The sequence below is a fragment of the Methanosphaera sp. ISO3-F5 genome, assembly GCF_034480035.2.
GTDB lineage: Archaea > Methanobacteriota > Methanobacteria > Methanobacteriales > Methanobacteriaceae > Methanosphaera.
On sequence record NZ_CP118753.2, the window covers coordinates 1,893,870 to 1,913,810 of the forward strand.

The following is a 19,941-nucleotide window of genomic DNA, read 5'->3' on the forward strand; positions in this document are numbered from 1 at the left end:
TATGTTAACATATTTAGAGTTTTATCATGGGATTATAATAAGTATAAATAGTATAATAATTATAAAAAGTATTACTGGAGGAAATATTAATGTCAAAAACAATTAAAGTAAGTGATAGTGTTCATTACCAGTTAGGATTAAAAGGAAATAAAAATGATACTTATAATGATATAATTCAACGTTTAATCGATGAATCAAATGAAGAATTCACTGACGAAGAAGCAAAAGAATTTAATCGAAGAGTAAAAAAATTTGAAAACGGGGATTATTCTGATACAAATAAATTAAATATCGAAGACGAATTAAAAAAATTAGGTTAAAATTATGAGTTATTCAATATACGAACACAAAGAAGCTACTAAGTTTCGTAAAAAACATAACAAAGATAAAAAATTATTGGAACGTATATTACATAAATATGATGAAATAAAAGAAAATCCACATGATTATCAATTCAAACAATTACAAAGTTCTAAATGTCCACAATGCAAACGTGCCAGAGTTGGAAATTATAGAATAATCTTTTTCATTTCAGAAAAGGATATAGAAATAGTATCAATAATTTCATGTAGAAACAATTATAAAAAATATTAATCAAACTTTTGGATAAGATAGTAATCCCATTGGGGCTCTGTAGAAATCATATGAAAATGCTGAAGAACAATATTCAACTTATCCATCAATATAATTGCTAATGCACGTTTAACATGGAACCTATTAGAAAGATATAAATTATTGCATGAATCATATGATAATCTTCATCAAACACGTTACAGATTCAACACAATTTTTACAGTTTATACAATTAATTTTTCTTTTCTTAAAAAGTGTTAATACACCAGCCTAAACAAGTACTCAGAGATTTGGTTCAAACATTTAATAATTTTTTCAAAGAAAATGATGATTTTCCTAAATTCAAGGCTAAAAAACATACACTATACTCGTTTAGATTACAAAATAACAATCATAGTATTTGAATACATGGATATAAAATCAAACTACCTCCATACATGGTGGGATAAAATTCAAAACAAGCAAAAAATACAAAAGAAAGATTATCTAATTTCAAAATCAACAATGCTGTAGCAGAATTCAAAAATGAAAAATATTAAGAACTGGTGAGATGTGGGGGGTAGCTTGGTAAATTTAAGTTTATTATAACTTATAACCTACTGATCTTCATCTTCTACAAGATGGAGAGGTTCAAATGAATTATCACTTATGGATTCCCTGATTAATTTTATACATGTTAATCAAGATAACCCTCATTAAGAAAGCATTATGAAAAATTATTAGTTATGAAGAGTACTTGACAAAATTATTTTTGATAGAAAAAAAAGTATTACTCCCATGGAATAATCCTTTTAATCTTATAAAAATAATAATTGTCTTTGCAAAATCAAACTAACAATTATTACAAAAGAATTATGACATAATCATAATTTTTTTAGTAAAATGTTTAAACGGGTTTAATTTTACTTGGAGCGTACTGGACCCACTTATACAGTCGTTCAACATGGAATTTCTGCTTACATTTACGTATAATATTGGCAGCAGCATTTACATCGGCATTGATAAGTTTTCCTTTACTCGTTTTGTATAGTCCTCTTTTTATTCTTGTTCCTTTGAATTCATAAGATTTGTTATTGTTTGGCCGGTATTTAGGTAGTATGTCGTTGTCTAGGAAGCTACTTTTACTGGTATATGATTCTTCTTGAATTATTAGCGTTATGTCGTGTATTTTGCATTTGTTTTCTAGTTTTTCTTTGAATTTTTTGAATGCCATGTGTGCAAATATTTGATTTTGAGGTGGCCTCATATTGCTTTGGTTTTGAAAATCCTTGTTATATCCGAGAACAATTGTACCAATATCCTGTTTTTCACATATACTTAGTATAAACCGAGTGACGTGATTTAAATAATTGTTTTGTATTTGTTTAAACTTGGTGTTTATCTTTATTATTCGTTGTGATTTTTTTAGACCTTGTTTATTTAATATTGATTGATAATGTGCACATTTTTTACTTTTGAAGGCTATTTGATTTTTTAGAAATCTCCCGTCCACAATAAATGGAGTCCCTTCCGTTGTAACCAGAGCTGCAAAATTATTAACACCCAAATCAATACCCATAACATTATCTTTATCCAAACCGAGTGGTTCTTTTTCTATTTGATAAGTAAAGTTTGCCTTAAACATTCTACCATTATCTATTGGTATAATTTCCACCTGAATAATCTTTTTATCACGTATATCCTCCGGAATTTTAATCCTAGGCCTACATTTCACATCATCTAATTCTTTCTTATATTTCCTACTAAGAGGTAATTCAATAAAACCCTCCGCAAGTTTCTTTTTAGAAGAGGTTATAGACTCTTTCGGTATAATAATATTATGTAAACGATTATCATGCTTTTTAGGACCATTAACCTCCCGATCAAATTCATTATCAATTTTTTTATTCAATAATGCAACATACCCATTAAAAGAACCCACATGCTTTTTAATAGCAGCATTTGCCAAATGAGCTTGAATAAAAGAATAAACATCACCATATTTAGATTTAACTTTATTAATAATGGTTTTATAATTTATTTTTTTATAATGTTTTTCATCACTTTTTTTGATTAAATGGGTTGTTTCTACAGTATAATTTCTTAAATCATTAAGTTTAGATGAAATATCCACTAAAACATTAAATTGCTTCTTAGAAAGCCCACGAACCAGAATACTCTTAGTCAAATACAAATTATCATCAACACACATAACAAATAACTAAAAAAAATTCACCCCAATTTCAACTTTTATAAAAAAAAATCATAAAAGAGTAAACAATAACATAAAATATAAAATATACTTATAATTTATAAAATTATTGAATAAACTTATGATTTTATAATAATATTCTATACAAACACATATATAAATGTAATCCAGACATGATAACAAATAAAAGGGGAACTGATAACTAATATAAAACCCATAATCAAATAAATATAATAATAAACAAAAAAAGTCAAAATGATAAAAAGTATTACAAAAACAAATAAAAAGATAATTATGTCAGATACTTATGGAATAAAAATATAATATTATTAAAGGTGATTTTGTTGATATATACAATTGATGAAATAAAATCTAAAACTACACCTCTTGCTAAAGAATATAACTTATTAAATTTACGTCTTTTTGGTTCTTATGCTAAAGGTATTGCTACAAATGATAGTGATATTGACTTAATTATGGATACGGGGGGGATTATGAGGTATATTAAATATTCATCTTTATTACATAAATTAGAAGAAGTTTTTGAGTGTTCTGTAGATTTAATCACGAATGATTTTTCAAATAAGGATTTTCTTAAAAAAATAAAAAAAGATGAGGTTTTACTATATGAACGTTGATGAAAAGCATACATTAGAATTAATTCTTCATTATTGTAATAAAATTGAAAGCCATATTGAATATTTTGGGGATAATAAAGAAACTTATATGACAAATGAGCATTATCAAGTACATATTCAGCATAATTATTGGAACAGAATACAAAATTTATATGAAAAAGAATATGTTGAAAAAGACAATGAATTCATAAAAGAAATGATGAGTATGTAATGGTAATACTGCTTTGAAATTTAATTAACTTATAAAATAACTTACTGGGAGGTAAAATTATAACAGAAAATGCAAAAACAAAGGGAGTAAAAACAATACTCGGAGACCCAAGAATAGCCGTGCGAAAAATGAGCATACCCCTAATAATATCCATGCTACTAGTAAGCATATACAACCTAGCCGACGCAGCATGGGTAGCAGGACTAGGAAGTGATGCACTAGCAGGAGTAGGATTTGTAACACCATTATTCCTCATACTGGTAGGACTAGGAAACGGACTCGGAGGAGGAGCAACAAGCGCACTATCAAAATACATAGGACAGCAAAGAAAAGACAAAGCAGACAATGGTGGACTACACGTAATAATACTAACCACCATAATCTCATTAATAATAACAGTACTGCTATTACTGGCACTAAAACCACTAGTAACCATGATGGGGGCCGGAAACACATTAAACTACGCATTAGACTATGGACAAATAATGTTTGCCGGATCCATACTATTCGTACTGCCAAACGCAATGTACGGAATACTAAGAGCAGAAGGTGACGTGAACAGGACAATGGTAGCAATGGCAATATCCGGTATATTAAACATCATAATAGACCCAATATTCATATACACATTAAACCTGGGAGTAAAAGGAGCAGCACTAGCAACACTACTCTCATCAGCACTAGTAATACTAATAATATCCTACTGGTTCTACATAAAAAAAGACACATACATAAAACCAACAAAAACAAACTTCAAATTCAGCAAGAAAATCAGCTACGACATACTAAAAGTAGGAATACCAGCAAGCCTGGAACTACTACTAACATCAATACTAATAACAGTACTATCAACAATACTCACCATGGTAGCAAGTACCGATGCAGTAGCAGTATACTCAACAGGATGGAGAGTAGTAAGCCTAGGAACAATGCCGATAATCGGAATATCTACAGCACTAGTAAGCATAGTAGGAGCAAACTATGGTGCCAAACAACTAGAAAACATAAAACTGGCCCACAGGTACAGTATGAGACTAGCCTTACTAATAGCAATACTGACCGGGGCAATAATATACATATTCGCGCCACAAATAGTAGTTCTCTTCTCATATAGTGCGGGAAGTGCACACTTGGCAGGAACAATGACTGACTTCCTAAGAAACATGACCTTATACTACCTGTTCATGGCGTTTGGTGCACCATCAACTTTCCTCTTCCAGGGAGTGGGAAAAGGATTAACTGCAATGGTACAGACACTGCTAAGAAATGTAGTATTCAGCATACTCTGTGCATACCTGTTCGCACTGGTACTGGGTATGGGAGAACACGGAGTATGGTATGGAATAGTAGTCGGACAAATAATAGCAAGTATAGTGACCACAATATGGGCAAACACCTATATTAACAGACTAATTAGGTTAAACACCTAATAACTAATTTTTTCTATATAATTTGTATCTAAAAGAATATGTGGGATTTATAATTAAAGACTTAACATTTTTAAAAAATATTTAAAAAAAGAATGTATTATTCTTTGAATGAAATCTCTATCATTGGTTAAAATGACTATGGTTAATTTTTGGAACAAGTAAATTGGTATTTGAATATGGTAAGTATAGAATTGAATATCATTATCGTATTATGCAAAAGTATATGAAATTTATTTCTAGTGTGGGATTTGTTGCACCTCTCAAAAAGATAAAAAAAGTATTATCCAACTACAAAAAAAGATTATGTCAAGTACTCCAATAAAATAAGAAAGGAATAGAAGATGAAGATCATCTTTTCCTGTTGTAAATAAATGCTCCGATTGTAATAATAACGAATGATATGATTATGATTGCTCCGTTTTCTATTACTTTCAAGAGGTAACTGCCTGTTGCTTTTAGGAAGTCTATGATGGCTTGGATAAATGCCAATATTTGGTTGATTAATCCTAAAAGGAAATTTATTATGGCAAACAGCAATCCTAATATTTGCTGTATAAATGCAATGATTGCGGATATAATTCCAGCTAGGAATTTCAATATCAATCCAATTAGGTTTAAAAGCTGTTGTATCCTGTTAAGTATGATTGTAATTAATTTTAAAAGCCCATTAAGTTGTTTCCATACTGATTCAAGCATGATTAATAGTTTTTTAAGTGCATACATCAAGGTAGTTATTTCCTTCATGTAGTTTTCAGCCATCTTTACCATTTCTTCCAATGCATAGATAAACATCATTTCGTATTTTATCATTGTGTGTAGGATAGGTTCCCATGCTTCATAGAGTGAATCGGCAAGTAACAGTAAATAAGCGTATGCTTCCATTAGTAATGTTTCATTGGTCATGTTGGTAGCATTGGTCATATTGGTTATATTGGTTGCATTGGTTATATTGGTTGCATTGGTCATGTTGGTAGCATTGGTTGTATTGGTTACATTAGTGGCATTGGTTATATTGGTTGCATTGGTCATGTTATTGGTCTGAGCTATGTTTCCATCAGCACTGATTGTTCTCAATGATACTTTATATGCAAAATAATCTGATTCATTACCTGATGCTGATTGTAAAACTTCAAAATCAAAAACAGCTTCGGTATGATTGTTTATTTTAACTACTTCGTGGTCACCTATTTTTTTGTTGGAAATTTCGGTACTGATTTTTATAGGGGATGATCCACTTTTAACAATACTTGAGACTACACTCCCAACGGATCCTGCCCTGTTTTGTTTGTAGCATTCGATTATTGCCTGCTTGAGCAGGTTTGAATTGCCGGCCTTTGATGCAGAGGCATGTTTATATTTATCTCCACTTTTTGCAGCAGGTTTTGAATAATCCAGAATAAATCCTATAAAGCCGTCACTAAATCTGATACTATTTCCACTTCCCATGGCTAGAATATAGTTCCCTGATTTGTCCTCTGTTTTATTATCGTCTGTTTTATTATCCTCTGTTGTTTTGTTCTTGACTGTTGTATTCTTTTCTTTTGTCTGTTTTTTATCATGTTTATCTTTATGTGTTGTATTGTTATCATCAGGTGTGGCATTGTCTGCTACGGCAATGCTTATAAAACAAAAAGAAATTAATATAACAAAAATCAAGGTAACTGCTTTTTTGTTCATAATATGCCTCGTTATTACTAATTTATATTATTACCATTATATTAAAATTTAGTGTAATTATCGGTTATATTTAATTCAAACATTAAATATTGTGTTAGATAAGTTAAAATGTTTTAAATTATAATACTTTAAGTTTTAAATACTATTGTTTAAAAACATATATCTATCAAGCAGTCAATTTATGTGATAATTATGAATTTGCGTGAAAATATACTGGATGCCATCAAATATCCTATAAGCGATACTCGAAAATTTTTAATATTCTGTGCTTTAATTATTCTAATGACATTATCAACAGTTATTCCATCATACGGCATAAATAATGAAACTTTATCCATCTTTCTAGCACTAGTCACTTTAATAGTCTTATTCATAGTACTAGGATACCTAATCGAAGTTATTAAATGCAGCACTGAAGGTGAAGATATCCTCCCCGATTTCGACTATGTGAAACACTTCGTCATCGGAGTCAAAGCAATGATTTTAGACTTAATCTACTTTATCATACCACTAATCATAGCCATACTCGTAGCTTCAGCAACAGGACTATTCACTTCATTCACTAAAATCGTAGACAACAGTACTGAGGCAATAATAAATGGTGCAACCAATTTAACCATGATCATGGCAGCAATACCAAAACCACTGATGAACACATTCTATAATGCATTAACCGTAACATTAATTGTTGCAATCATATTATTTATCATATTTTCATTCATATCCTTTACGGCAATGGTCAGATTTGCAAAATCAGGAAGCGGTACCGAAGGTCTAAGATTTATTGAAATAATAAATGACATGAGAAAAATAGGAATTGTAAAAATTCTTGTTACATTAATTGCAATATACCTAATTGCATTAGCCATCATAGCCCTCATCGGACTAGTCGGATTAATCCCATATATCGGCGTTTTCATAGGCATCTATCTTGGCTTACCATTTATGCTCTTATTCGTATTTAGAGCTATCGGTTTATTGTATGCTAACACATAATATTAAGTCAAAAAAAAAGAAGCTGGGAAAAAATGAACCTCTCCTTCTATAAGAGGGAGAGGCTCAAAATCACATATTATTCAAAGAACACCTCCCCTATCTTGCACAATCTATGCATGTTTTTTGAATCAATTCCCAAATAAATACATTAAATTTGGAATAAAAACCATAAAATATTCTTATAAACCAAAGTTCTGCAGGGATCTAATACTTTTTTTCCTTCAAAAATTAATTTAGGTCAGCTATGATAATCCTTAAAAAATAGAGGCTGTAAATTTTTATAGGCTTAAACCATTTTTTCTTTTTTATCAGTCCAATCTATCATTTGATAATATAAATGGCTTAATATTCCATTTCTAGTTTTGTATCGTTTTTTAATTATTTCTGGATCAGTATTTCTATAGTAATTGTCTAGTTTATTGGATGTTTTTTCTATTTGGGGGTCTTTAAGGTATAATAAGTATCGGTCTATGAAATTAATGACGTGTTTTTCCATGAATTGTTGTAATACTTCTGGAATTTCTTCGTACCTATTTATATATTTTTCATATTTTTGTTTTGCTCTATAATAGTTTGTTTCGTGAAATATTTCGGTAAATTCTTTAGCATTAGCATATATTTTGTCTATTTCTTCTTCTGTTAATTTAGTTCTTCTTTTGTATCGTTTTAGTTTGGTGTATATTGTTCTTCTTAGATGTACTATGCATAATTGTTGTTTAATATTTAAATCATCAAGTATATTTCTGTACATTGGATATAAATCTGTTGTTATTGCTATTTTAGGTTTATTTTGAAGGGATTCGTTGATAAACTGTTTAATTACTGAGGGTGATCTGTTTTTGACTATTTTTTCACTTATTGGAATCTCATAAACTGAGTCATAAATAGTTAATCTATAATGTTTTTTTCCGTTTAAACTTAAAAAGTCGGATAAGTCGAGGGGATTGCTCCCCTCTTCTCTCCTAAGAACCGTACGTGTCAGTTTCCCGACATACGGCTCAAGCATATCTGATATTAAGAGAATAAGTTAGGTTTAAAGCGAGTTTATTTGTCGTATAGTACTTCGATTGGTGTTTTATGCCATATTTTCTGTATATATTCTTTGAATTGGTGGTCATATGGTGTGGCTTTGTATTTTATTTGTCTTGAGTAATTTATTTTGAACCAAGACATTTTGATTAGTTGAGTTTTATGGTTTTCTGGATCGGTTAGTATGTATTTGTCTTTATGTTGTCGGAAGATGTCCGGATGGAAATATCTTTGTAGTATCCATTTCCATGGCTTTTTGGGGTGTCGTCGTTTTAGGTATTTGCGTGTTAATTGCCATTGGTAGTATGTTATTTTGTTAAATGTTTCTGATGCTGATGTTTGACGCCAGTAGTGAGCTGTTCCTCTTATTGTATTGTTTGCTTTCTTAATAAGTTCTTCTATGGGTTTGGATTTGTGTAGTTTGAATAGTAGTTTTAGTTTCTTCTTCAAGTTTTGTATTGATTTCTTAGATGGTTTTGTTAGTACTTTGAATCCCTTTTTCTTGTTGTCTCTGTATGCTCTGATATTAAATCCTAGAAAATCAAATCCATCTTTGATATGTGTAATCAGTGTTTTCTCTGGTGATAGTTCAAGTCCTCTCTCTGTTAAATATGGTTTCAGTAGATTTAATGCTTCTTTTGCGTCTTCTCTTGTTTTACATAGTACTATGAAGTCATCCGCGTATCTTATCATCACGTATCGTGATTTATTGACATATGATGTTCTCTTGTTTGTTTTATTGTATACTTTCTTGTATGTTATTCCAAGTGCTTTTTCCATCCCGTCAAGTGCTATATTAGCAAGCAATGGTGAAATTATACCTCCTTGAGGAGTTCCATCATCAGATGGATGAAAAATAGCATCTTCCATATAACCTGCTTTAAGCCATGAATGAATAATAGTTTTAGCAGGAAAATTTCCCAACTGTTTTATTATCCAGTCATGACTCAATGTATCAAAACATGATTTAAAATCACCTTCCAGTATCCAAGGACGCTTTAACCCCCTAGTAAAAGCATGTATTTTAGCTATAGCATGACCAGCATTACGCAAAGGTCTAAATCCATAACTAGTTGATTCAAACACAGCTTCAAAACGAGGTTCAAGTGCCAAATATACAATCATCTGCAGAACCCTATCAGTAATGGTAGGAATACCCAAAGGTCTTCTCTTCCCATTCGACTTCCTGATATAAGTTCTGCGAACTGGTAAAACATCAAAATCATTAATGTTTGTACCAAGGAGTTTATAGTAAAGTGCACGACGCTGAGCCTTAGTAGTGATAATCATATTATCAATACCAGCTGTTCTAGCACCTCTATTGAATTGAGTGACTCTTTTGATAGCATAAAGGATAGCTGAGCTACTTTTCATCAACAAAGATTCCAAATTACGCACCTTACGATAATCCCCTTCTCTTACCGCTTTAAATATTTGTGTTTGTAAATCGAAGATGTGCTCTTCAATCTGAGTCCAGGGAATCGCTTCCCATTCTTCTTCAAGTTGAGACTCATGTAATTCCGCATAAGTAAGAACATCCATATCCTTACCTCTTTCAACATGAACTACATTTTCAGCATTATCATTAATAATTCTTAACACCTCCTCCCTTATCTGATTTACCATACACAAGTAAAATATTCCTATCTTTTTCTCAAAGTTCAATTAATACACCTGTTAAAGTGGGCATATCCCCCCATAGTTATAAAGTTGCTTCTATTTCCTATGTGCCTTTCGACAATAGTAGGGGCATTAGCTTTCTTAACATCCTTTACCCAACAAGGATTATCAGCATCCGCTCACGCAGTAGCCTTCCAAACTTGTAACATATCACTTGACTAGTACAATTTGGACCAATTGCTGGGCTTACCAAGTTTATCTTCTGTCAGATACGAATAAATTCAACTTAGGCTCTTCTTTTACACCAGTAAATCAACTATTGGGTTATGAATGGATGACACGTGAACAAAACCGTGCCTCACCAAGGATTTACAATACTCATAGGGTTACCAGTACTCATTCCTATAATTATACGTTGTGATGCTTAAAGAAGTTCATAAAATTTCTTAGTATTAGCCATTATTGATTCTTTCTCTAGCCCTTAACTTTCTTCCGAGTACTTCGAAAATTAATTAGGCACTTAACTCTCATGCAACCCACACCCCCCGTTACCAGAAAGTGCAGTTTCGAGCGAGAATAACCACCATAACCTAGGTTAACAAGAACAACCAATGATAATCATCGGTCTCTTGTACTGACTGCGAAGCAAAGAAGATAATTTCTTGTCGCACTTGTTCATCATAAAGGTAATAACCACTATATTTTGCTTTTTCATTGATTATTAGTATGTTTTCATCAATTTTTAATCAATTCTTAATTGTAGTATGAGATATATCTATGTTTAAGAATATTTTGAAATAAGCTTTTATTTTTCTTAATGAATTATATCCTTTTTTCATTATTTCAGGTAATTTATCTGTAATTTGTTTAAAAAAGTATTTATCATCATCAAATAATGCTTTATTCTTAATTCCAAACTTTTTTATTACAACTTTTACATTGATATTGCTGTTCTTTAAATTCAACAGATTTTCCAAGAATATTTTGCTTATTCTTAGTTATAGTACCTTTTTTAATTATTTTATGAGAACCACACTTAGGACATTCAGGATTAATGTATTTAAACGTGTTATTTTCATTTAATTCTAGAGAATAATCATTAGATAATGAGATTCTTGATTTAATTTTTTATTTAAAGTTTTTTTAAAAGTAGGTTTTCCATCCATAAAATCGAAAAGTTTAAGTTGAATGAAATGTATACTATTATTAGAGATAGATTCGTTTTTAGTTTGCATATATACTTATCTATCTCTTTTTAAATATATATTTAACGCTAATTTTAATTCAAATTCATGAAATAATAACTAATATTTTAAATATGCTATTTTTAATAATGAATTTATTTTGATTATAAAATTAAAGTTATAAAACTTTAGAAAAAAAATAGTAAACTTGAAAATTTTTTTTGCAAAAAAGCCTATACAATTTTACAACTTCAAAATAAAATAGGGTTTTGGACATTGAATGGTTAATATTTGGAATATACAAATATGATTATATCTAGAATAAATTATAATTAAATGATTATTAGCCATAATGTAAACAGTTTATTAATTATATAATGAGGATATGGGGTGGATGTGATATTATGATGGACTGGTTTGAAAACTTTTCTAAACAATATTTTAAGGAAAAATATGACTATTATTACCTGTATGATCATAATAAGGAGTTACACACCTATAAGAATATACATAGTGTTAAGATTAAGGAGAATGTTCTGAGCGGATATATCAGTCATGGAAAATATGATAGTAACAGGATTAAAATTAAATTCAAAACATTTGATGATGATGAGCTGGAAAAGTTAAATAAGATTATAGATGAAAACCCCATTAACAGGTTTAAGATTATAAACAAGACTTTACCAGACGATTTACTAAGAACAGAAATTAAAATTTTACCGGAATCTCTGGATGAACTTGAAATAGAATGTTCATATGATGATGAAGAAGAGAATTTAATTGATGTTTTATCTATTCTAAAGGAATTCAATAAACGTTTGATGAAAAATAATTTTCTAATATTTAAAATCAGAGGATTAAATTTAACCCGGACAATCACATACCCTGTTAAAACATTGGATGATATTCTGGAATTTAAATTTAAAACAGTAAATGATGATGTAAACTTAATAAACTTGCATGATGCAAACAAGGTATTACTAAAAAACATGGAAAACCCTAATACCAGTTTTGATTTTATATATAATGAATTGTTCGAATTATTAAACGAGGAAATTAATAATATAACAAAAAATAACATGACCACATTATATGTGAATTATGATAATGAAGATATGGTGGAGTTTAAATCAATAGAAGAAAAGGACAAGCATCTCCTTGAAAAGTGGGATGTTAAAAGCGAGGTAAATATAAATATTGATGATGATTACAACATAACCAATACTGATCAGTTCAATAATTCGCAGAAACTATTCACTTTCTTAAATGAAATAAACATTACACGTATAAAGTGTAATGAAAAAATAATCTTTTTAAAGCAGTTACTGGAATTAACATATACATTAGTCAGAAATTATTCGATTATGCCCGAAATTTTTAAAACTGAAAAATCATATAATATACGTTGGATTCCATCATTCTATAGTAGCAATGTCATAAACTATTGTAAAAAATATTATGGTAAATGTCCGGATAATCTGGTTACCCTAAATAATGAACCTCTTTCAAATCAAAATCAGGTCATAATATTAATCAGTTTGTTCATGAATGCTTTAATAACATACACAGTTCAAAAAAATCAAATTAAAGACTATCCATATATCAGTAATGTTGTCTTTAAATTATTCACCGGAGAGAAATTAAACAGGGAAAATGACCGATATCAGATTACTGCTGAAAATATATCAAAACAACTATCAGTATTCTATTTAAATGAACAAACATACTCCTATGAAATGTTCATCGATGAAAATTTCTGTATTGAAATAAAAATAAGAGAAAAAGACACTATTAAAAACATAACAGAGGCTAACCTCGATGAACTCAAAAATATCAGTAAAATATATGATTTATTCAACTATTATAAAATAAAAAACACAATATACGAAAAAATCAGATTAAAAAACAAAGATTTCATAATCTTCCACAACAACATAATAAATTTACTGCCCCTCATCAACGTCAAATTAAACAAACCATTCCAAATTATCGGGAGCAAAATAGACCTGATTTTAGATATCAAGACTAAAACAGATGATTTTCAACTAAAGAATCTTAAAAACTATTACTATTGGAAAATAAGATTGGAAGATACTGAAATCAAGCTAAAACATTTTGATACAATTACAGATGATATGAATGAAATCATAAAAATAGAAGATAAAATTTACCTCGTTGATGGACCATCATTCCGTCATATAAAACAATACACATGGACACTTCTACAAAAAGATGAAAGCAATGAAATACTACAGTACGCAATCCTCGAAGAATATATTGGCTTAAAATTTAAATTAAGTGAAAATTTTAAGAAATTAATTAAAACATCAAATATCTATGAACAACCACAAACATTGAAGGGAAAGTTAAGACCATACCAGAAGATTGGTTATTCATGGCTAATACAGAACATTAAAAGCGGTTTCGGAAGCATCCTCGCAGATGACATGGGATTAGGTAAGACATTACAGGTATTAGCAGCCATCCTATACTTTAAGGAAAACAGCCAATTAGAATCCAACACATCATTAATAATTGTTCCACCAACATTACTATCAAACTGGCAGAGAGAAATAGAGAAATTCACACCAGAATTATCATATTATATATACCATGGAACAAACAGAATTTTTCCCACACAACATTACGATATCATATTAACATCCTATGCAATAATACGCTCTGACTTGGAAATGTTCATAAATGAGTTCTGGTTCATCTGTGTACTGGATGAAGCTCAAAACATCAAAAACCCAAGCACACAACAAACAATCGCAATCAAAGAAGTATACGCATTCAATAAAATAGCATTAACAGGTACACCAGTAGAAAACAGATTAACAGACTACTGGTCAATATTTGACTTCGTTAATAAAGGATACCTGTCCAGCTTAGAAGATTTTAAAACAAAATATGTTACTCCAATTGAAAAATTAGGTGATGAAGAAACATTAAACAATCTTAAAACAATAGCCAAACCCTTTGTTATGAGAAGACTAAAAAGTGATGATGAAATCAGAAACGAACTACCAGAAAAGTTTGTTAACGACATCTACTGCAGCCTCACAAAAAAACAGGTAAACCTATACAATAACCTCTTAAAAGGTAATTTCGAAAAAATAATCGACACAAAAGGTATTGAAAGAAAAGGAAGTATCCTAAAATTAATAACCGCATTAAAGCAAACATGTAATCATCCAGCACAATACCTAAAATATGAAAAGATGAAAATCAACGAATCCGGTAAAATGGAATTATTAGCTAATCTTCTGGAAAATATCCTGGATATGAATGAAAAAGTGCTCATATTCACACAATACGTAGAAATGGGTAAAATAATAAAAGAATTAATATCACGAAAATTCAAGACAGAAGTACTGTTTTTACATGGTACACTCTCACGAAAAGAAAAATCCCGAATCATCGACACTTTCCAGGAAAATCCTGATTACAAAATACTGGTTGCAACTCTTAAAACCGGTGGAACAGGATTAAACTTAACCGCCGCACAAAATGTCATTCATTACGATTTATGGTGGAATCCTGCAGTGGAAAACCAGGCAACAGACCGTGTTCATCGTATAGGACAAGAAAATGATGTGATGGTATACCGTTTCATTACAAAAGGAACACTTGAAGAAAGCATTGATCAAATGGTTAAAAACAAGATAGACCTAGCAAACAAAACAATCAGTACAGATAAAACATTCATCACCGAACTGACAAATGAAGAATTGAAAGAACTGTTAAAATTAAGACTATAAATAACTACAACCTATGTATTAACAATAATATCTGATTAATGAAATTATTCTATAATAATAATTCAATATCAATACTTTACATTATCAATTATTTAGTGAGGTTTAAATTTTATGTCTGATAAAATTAAAGAAAAAGAAAAGAAATTAATTGAAATGACTAACGCATTTTGTGATGCTGAACTAAACTCAGAATATAAAGCATTATGTGAAAAATTAGTGCATAAATTGGGAAGAAAACATGATGTGCCATTTAAACGAGGAAAGCTCGAAAATTGGGCTAGCGGTATAGTGTATGCTATTGGCCAAATAAATTATCTGTTTGATAAGAACTTTGAACCTTATGCTACACCTGATGATATATGCAAATATTTCAAAACCAAAAAATCCACAACATCAAATAAGGCAAGAGATATTCGTCAGATGCTAAACTTAAAAATGGGTGACAAGGAATTTTCAACAAAACACATCTTAGACAGTAATGTAAGAACCAATGATTTTAATGAAAAAACTCTTCGCGGAGCACAAAACAGGATGATGTTACAAATGATTGGTGATACCATGAGGATAATGCATGAAAAAAAATTTAAGTAAAGCTTTGCTTGGATCTTACTTGATGTATAATAGTTTAAATGTGTAAACACATCCGTTAACAGGTTATAAACATCTGGTTATGATAGTACTTTGTCAGCTGTTGGAAGCAGTGATGGTGAATGATTTGGTAGTGGATGTGGAGGAACCTTCTAAATCAAAACATTTCATCATCACATATATTTTTTTCTCGATTTTTTAGGAATTTAATTTTCTGAAATAAAATATTATATGATGTATAATATATATTAAATTATGAAATATTCAAAGTGGTTATTTTGATAGTTAAAAGAGAATTATATTTAAAACGTATACGAAATCTAATTGATTCAGAAGATGTTAAAATAATTACTTGAATTCGTCGTTCTGGAAAAACTTGTATATTAAAAATGATTATAGATGAACTAAAAAATATTGGAGTAAAAGAAGAGAATATAATTTATATTTCCTTTGAATCCAGTGTTTATGATAATATTTATACATATAAAGAACTAAACAAATATATTTTTAATTTAACAAAGAATTTGGACGGAAAAATATATTTATTATTTGATGAAATACAATCCGTTGTAAAATGGGAGAAAAGCATAACTTCTTTTAGAGTAGATCTTAATTCAGATATTTATATTACAGGTTCTAATTCAAAGTTATTATCTGGAGAATTAGCAACATTATTATCCGGAAGATACAAAACAATACAAATATATCCGTTTTCATATAATGAAATATTAGATTATTATTCAGAATTTGGAGAATTATCTCCACAAAGAAAACAGGAATTATTTTGGGAATACGTAAATTATGGTGGATTTCCAGGTTTACTTAAATATGATTCATTTGAAAAAAAAGAATCTTTAAAGGACATATATCATTCTATTATACTAAAAGATATACTAAATCGTAGTAAAATAAAAAATAATAAATTATTGATGAAATTAATGGAATATATGATAACTAACACTGGACAAATATTTTCATCAACAAATGTTATTAATTATATATATAGAAATAGACAATTACTGGGAGAAGAAGAACAAAAGAAGCCAAGTTCAAATACAATAATTAATTATGTGCATCATGCACAAGATGCATTTGTTTTATATGAAACAAAAAATGAAGATTTGGTAGGTAAAGAAATTTTTAAAGAATTAGAAAAATATTATGTGGTGGATCCTGGTTTTTATTATCTTTTTAGGGATGAAACTAGAAGATCAATGGGTAGTTTATTAGAAAGCATAGTTTATATTGAATTATTAAGAAGAAATTATGATGTAACAGTAGGAAGAATATATGATATTGAAGTAGACTTCGTATGTAAAAAATCTAATAAAATATGTTATATTCAAGTATCAGAAAGTATACTGGGATAAAAGACAAGACAAAGAGAGCTACGTTCATTAAAAAAAATCAGGGACAGTTATCCTAAATATATTTTAACCTTAGATTCTATGAAACTACCAACTGAAGACATAATACATAAAAATATAATGGATTTTCTAACAGATGATGAAATATAACTACTTAGGCAATATAGCATTAGTACATTGCAGTCACTTTTTGCAATGTTTTCTTTTCCATTTTGGTGTATGTGTAACAAATTCTGTTTTTATTCGTTATACAAACGTAAAACGAAACAAAAAAAATATAAAAAAAATCAGCAACAATTCCAACACAAAACGATAATCATGACAAGTACTCATATCCTAAAAAAATAGTATTGGAGTTGATGGGGGATTATATTAGTTTTTCAAGGAAGTTTCTTGAAACTTCATTGATTTTTATCTAAGTGTTCTTGTGTTTTTCCTTCAGCTGTGATTCTAACATATTCATTACCGAAAAACCCATATCAATGCTATGATTTTTATAGAATTATTGATGCTTAACTGTTATTAACTAATATGAATTATTATTCTTTTTTATTAATTATCTTTTTCTAATATTCTTTCTAACATTTTCTGTAATTCAGGAATATCTTCTTCCATTGTATCCCATAATTCTATGAAGTTTATACCCATATAATTGTGTGCAAATATATTTCTCATTCTTACAATATCACTCCAAGGAATTTGTGGATGTTTTTCTAAATATTCCTTAGATAATTTATTTACAGATTCTCCTAAATCTATGATAACCATCGAAACAGCTAATTGGTATGCTTTATCTGTTATTAAGTCATGTATATGAATCTCCAAATCTGTCTTTTAAGTAATAAATATTATCACATAATTCAATCATGTATTCATCAGATTTTTTCATACAATAATACTCCTTCTTTTTTAATACGTTTGATGAACTCTTGATTATTTATCCCAGTGGAAATAGCATCAACAGAACATCCAAAAGCTTCTTCTAATTTGTTTATTAATGCAGCATGTTGTAATAATCCACGTAATCCTCCATTATCAAAATAAAAATCAATATCACTTTCTTCAGTTGCTTCACCCCTAGCATATGGTCCAAACAAACTTAAACTATCCACATCAAATGCTTTAGCAATAGGAACAGCTTTTTTTCTAATTTCATCAATGGTATAAATCATAGTATCACTATATAATCATAGGTGTAGAAAAATTATATAATTATTTAGTAATTAACACAATTTTCATAAAAAGTAATTGGGGTTAGTGGGGGATTATATATGTTTTTCAAGGAATTTTGTTGAAACTTCACTTATTTTATCTAAGTGTTCTTGTGTTTTTCCTTCAGCTGTGATTCTAACGTATGGTTCTGTACCTGATGGTCTAACCAATACCCAGCTTCCATCAGTAAATAATACTCTGACTCCATCAATTGTCAATACTTCTTCCACATCACTGAATTCATCAACAAATGATTCTTCAACACTTTTCATAACACTTTCTTTTTTATCATTACTGCATGTTATCTTTTCACGTATTGTTGGATAACTTTCAATGGCATCTAATTGTTCTGATAGTTTTCCATTCTTTTGGATACATCTTACTATTCTTAAACCGGATAGTAATCCGTCTGGGCACATGCAGAAGTCTGGATGAAGCCATGTTCCACTTGGTTCTCCACCGAATGTTGCATTGTTTTCATTGATGGATTCGGCTACGTGAACGTCTCCTACTGGTGTGCGTAATACTTTGCCTCCAAGTTTTTTCATCTCAGTATCTAGACATGCTGATGCATCAACTGTAGTTACTACTGTTCCTCCGAATTCCTTGGCAATGACTGTTAGTAGTTTATCAAAATCGGATATGTAACCGTTTTCGTCGATTGCTATCATGCGGTCGGCGTCACCGTCATGGGCAAGGCCTACATCTGCGCCTAATACTTTTACGGTTTTCATAAGTTCTTGAAGGTTTGCACTGTTTGGTTCTGGGTTACGTCCTGGGAAGAATCCGTCTGGTTGTGCGTTAAGTGTTATTACTTCCATTCCTGCACGTCTTAGTGCTTCTGGTGATAGTTCTGAACCAGCACCACTTGCACAGTCAACAACTACTTTTAATGGTTTTGTTGGGTCAATTCCGGATACTTTTATGATATCATCCACGTATTCGTCCTTAAATGGTGTGATGTCATATTCTTTACCTACTTTGTCCCATCCTACTTTTTCAAAGTCTTGTTCGTAGACGATTCTTTCGATTTCTCTTTCCTGGTTTTGTTTGTATGCTAGTCCGTCTGCATTCCATAATTTTATACCATTATACTTTGATGGGTTGTGTGAAGCTGTGATCATTATACCTGCATCTGCACCTTTTTTTAGTGTGGCATATCCTACTGTTGGTGTTGGTACCATTCCTAGCAGTAATACGTCACATCCGCATTCTTGTAGTCCTGCTGATATGATGTTTTCTAGTATTTTTCCACTGGTCCTGGTGTCACGTCCTAGCACTACTTTTTTGCCACATCCTCCAATGTATTTTGCTAGTGCTCGTGCTACGTCTAATGCTAGTTCTGGTGTCACATCTTTCTGGTATTCTCCACGTATTCCTGATGTTCCAAAGAGTTTTGGTATGTTTGTCATCTATTTTTTTCTCCTATGAAAGTGTAATTGTTTGAATCTTTTAAAAATA

17 protein-coding genes are annotated in these 19,941 nt (G+C 30.1%); 9 read left to right on the forward strand and 8 right to left on the reverse strand.

Annotated features, from left to right (window positions below; genetic code table 11):
* Positions 1-89 precede the first annotated feature (89 nt).
* Together PXD04_RS19950 and PXD04_RS19955 are read left to right on the forward strand one after the other, a co-directional pair.
* Positions 90-320, forward strand: coding sequence for a hypothetical protein (locus PXD04_RS19950; RefSeq protein WP_323736566.1), 231 nt, complete (start codon positions 90-92; stop codon positions 318-320).
* 4 nt (positions 321-324) lie between these two features.
* Positions 325-594 carry a type II toxin-antitoxin system RelE family toxin gene (locus tag PXD04_RS19955; protein WP_323736567.1) on the forward strand — a complete coding sequence of 90 codons (270 nt, stop codon included), beginning with the start codon at positions 325-327 and terminating at the stop codon, positions 592-594.
* An 865-nt stretch (positions 595-1,459) separates the two neighbouring features.
* On the opposite strand, the gene PXD04_RS19960 is transcribed toward PXD04_RS19955, so the two are convergent.
* A complete protein-coding gene (locus PXD04_RS19960; RefSeq protein WP_323736568.1) occupies positions 1,460-2,740 on the reverse strand; it encodes a transposase in 1,281 nt (426 codons plus the stop codon).
* A 368-nt stretch (positions 2,741-3,108) separates the two neighbouring features.
* Here PXD04_RS19960 and PXD04_RS19965 point away from each other — a divergent pair, with 368 nt between their 5' ends.
* From PXD04_RS19965 to PXD04_RS19975, 3 genes are all read left to right on the forward strand, one after another.
* Positions 3,109-3,402 carry a nucleotidyltransferase family protein gene (locus PXD04_RS19965; protein WP_323736569.1) on the forward strand — a complete coding sequence of 98 codons (294 nt, stop codon included), beginning with the start codon at positions 3,109-3,111 and terminating at the stop codon, positions 3,400-3,402.
* Positions 3,392-3,613: a hypothetical protein gene (locus tag PXD04_RS19970; RefSeq protein ID WP_323736570.1), complete on the forward strand. Its 222-nt coding sequence runs from the start codon at positions 3,392-3,394 to the stop codon at positions 3,611-3,613. Before PXD04_RS19965 ends, PXD04_RS19970 begins: the two co-directional genes overlap by 11 nt.
* Positions 3,614-3,741: 128 nt before the next feature.
* Positions 3,742-5,043, forward strand: a complete 1,302-nt coding sequence (locus tag PXD04_RS19975; RefSeq protein ID WP_323737485.1) for an MATE family efflux transporter — start codon at positions 3,742-3,744, stop codon at positions 5,041-5,043.
* 348 nt (positions 5,044-5,391) lie between these two features.
* Here PXD04_RS19975 and PXD04_RS19980 read toward each other — a convergent pair whose 3' ends face one another.
* Positions 5,392-6,720, reverse strand: coding sequence for a hypothetical protein (locus tag PXD04_RS19980; protein WP_323736571.1), 1,329 nt, complete (start codon positions 6,718-6,720; stop codon positions 5,392-5,394).
* A gap of 192 nt (positions 6,721-6,912) precedes the next feature.
* On the opposite strand from PXD04_RS19980, the gene PXD04_RS19985 reads away from it, so the two are divergent.
* Positions 6,913-7,716: a DUF4013 domain-containing protein gene (locus tag PXD04_RS19985; protein WP_323736572.1), complete on the forward strand. Its 804-nt coding sequence runs from the start codon at positions 6,913-6,915 to the stop codon at positions 7,714-7,716.
* 286 nt (positions 7,717-8,002) lie between these two features.
* Here PXD04_RS19985 and PXD04_RS19990 read toward each other — a convergent pair whose 3' ends face one another.
* From PXD04_RS19990 to PXD04_RS20000, 3 genes are all read right to left on the reverse strand, one after another.
* Complete coding sequence (locus PXD04_RS19990) at positions 8,003-8,722, reverse strand: transposase (RefSeq protein ID WP_323736573.1); 720 nt, start codon at positions 8,720-8,722, stop codon at positions 8,003-8,005.
* A 38-nt stretch (positions 8,723-8,760) separates the two neighbouring features.
* Positions 8,761-10,371 (reverse strand): group II intron reverse transcriptase/maturase, encoded by a 1,611-nt coding sequence (gene ltrA / locus PXD04_RS19995; protein ID WP_323736574.1) that lies wholly within the window; start codon positions 10,369-10,371, stop codon positions 8,761-8,763.
* A gap of 740 nt (positions 10,372-11,111) precedes the next feature.
* Positions 11,112-11,330 (reverse strand): hypothetical protein, encoded by a 219-nt coding sequence (locus PXD04_RS20000; RefSeq protein WP_323736575.1) that lies wholly within the window; start codon positions 11,328-11,330, stop codon positions 11,112-11,114.
* A gap of 623 nt (positions 11,331-11,953) precedes the next feature.
* On the opposite strand from PXD04_RS20000, the gene PXD04_RS20005 reads away from it, so the two are divergent.
* The 3 genes from PXD04_RS20005 (at position 11,954) to PXD04_RS20015 (ending at position 17,271) form a co-directional block, all read left to right on the forward strand.
* Entirely contained in the window at positions 11,954-15,313 is a 3,360-nt protein-coding gene (locus tag PXD04_RS20005; RefSeq protein WP_323736576.1) for a DEAD/DEAH box helicase, read from the forward strand.
* A gap of 111 nt (positions 15,314-15,424) precedes the next feature.
* Positions 15,425-15,904 carry a DUF6398 domain-containing protein gene (locus PXD04_RS20010; protein WP_323736577.1) on the forward strand — a complete coding sequence of 160 codons (480 nt, stop codon included), beginning with the start codon at positions 15,425-15,427 and terminating at the stop codon, positions 15,902-15,904.
* 353 nt (positions 15,905-16,257) lie between these two features.
* Positions 16,258-17,271 (forward strand): ATP-binding protein, encoded by a 1,014-nt coding sequence (locus PXD04_RS20015; RefSeq protein WP_323737486.1) that lies wholly within the window; start codon positions 16,258-16,260, stop codon positions 17,269-17,271.
* 549 nt (positions 17,272-17,820) lie between these two features.
* On the opposite strand, the gene PXD04_RS20020 is transcribed toward PXD04_RS20015, so the two are convergent.
* The 3 genes from PXD04_RS20020 to glmM all read right to left on the reverse strand — a co-directional run bounded on the left by PXD04_RS20020 (position 17,821) and on the right by glmM (position 19,892).
* Positions 17,821-18,093 (reverse strand): DUF86 domain-containing protein, encoded by a 273-nt coding sequence (locus PXD04_RS20020; RefSeq protein WP_323736578.1) that lies wholly within the window; start codon positions 18,091-18,093, stop codon positions 17,821-17,823.
* A 50-nt stretch (positions 18,094-18,143) separates the two neighbouring features.
* Positions 18,144-18,440, reverse strand: coding sequence for a nucleotidyltransferase family protein (locus tag PXD04_RS20025; protein ID WP_323736579.1), 297 nt, complete (start codon positions 18,438-18,440; stop codon positions 18,144-18,146).
* A 93-nt stretch (positions 18,441-18,533) separates the two neighbouring features.
* Complete coding sequence (gene glmM / locus PXD04_RS20030) at positions 18,534-19,892, reverse strand: phosphoglucosamine mutase (protein ID WP_323736580.1); 1,359 nt, start codon at positions 19,890-19,892, stop codon at positions 18,534-18,536.
* Positions 19,893-19,941: the final 49 nt, after the last annotated feature.

Excerpts from the sequence above, each read along its gene's own strand:
- PXD04_RS19950 (WP_323736566.1), top strand. The coding sequence starts at position 90 with ATGTCAAAAACAATTAAAGTAAGTGATAGTGTTCATTACCAGTTAGGA.
- PXD04_RS19955 (WP_323736567.1), top strand. The coding sequence starts at position 325 with ATGAGTTATTCAATATACGAACACAAAGAAGCTACTAAGTTTCGTAAA.
- PXD04_RS19970 (WP_323736570.1), top strand. The coding sequence starts at position 3,392 with ATGAACGTTGATGAAAAGCATACATTAGAATTAATTCTTCATTATTGT.
- PXD04_RS19975 (WP_323737485.1), top strand. The coding sequence starts at position 3,742 with ATGAGCATACCCCTAATAATATCCATGCTACTAGTAAGCATATACAAC.
- PXD04_RS19980 (WP_323736571.1), bottom strand. The coding sequence starts at position 6,720 with ATGAACAAAAAAGCAGTTACCTTGATTTTTGTTATATTAATTTCTTTT.
- PXD04_RS19985 (WP_323736572.1), top strand. The coding sequence starts at position 6,913 with ATGAATTTGCGTGAAAATATACTGGATGCCATCAAATATCCTATAAGC.
- PXD04_RS19990 (WP_323736573.1), bottom strand. The coding sequence starts at position 8,722 with ATGCTTGAGCCGTATGTCGGGAAACTGACACGTACGGTTCTTAGGAGA.
- ltrA (WP_323736574.1), bottom strand. The coding sequence starts at position 10,371 with ATGGTAAATCAGATAAGGGAGGAGGTGTTAAGAATTATTAATGATAAT.
- PXD04_RS20005 (WP_323736576.1), top strand. The coding sequence starts at position 11,954 with ATGATGGACTGGTTTGAAAACTTTTCTAAACAATATTTTAAGGAAAAA.
- PXD04_RS20010 (WP_323736577.1), top strand. The coding sequence starts at position 15,425 with ATGTCTGATAAAATTAAAGAAAAAGAAAAGAAATTAATTGAAATGACT.
- PXD04_RS20025 (WP_323736579.1), bottom strand. The coding sequence starts at position 18,440 with ATGATTTATACCATTGATGAAATTAGAAAAAAAGCTGTTCCTATTGCT.
- glmM (WP_323736580.1), bottom strand. The coding sequence starts at position 19,892 with ATGACAAACATACCAAAACTCTTTGGAACATCAGGAATACGTGGAGAA.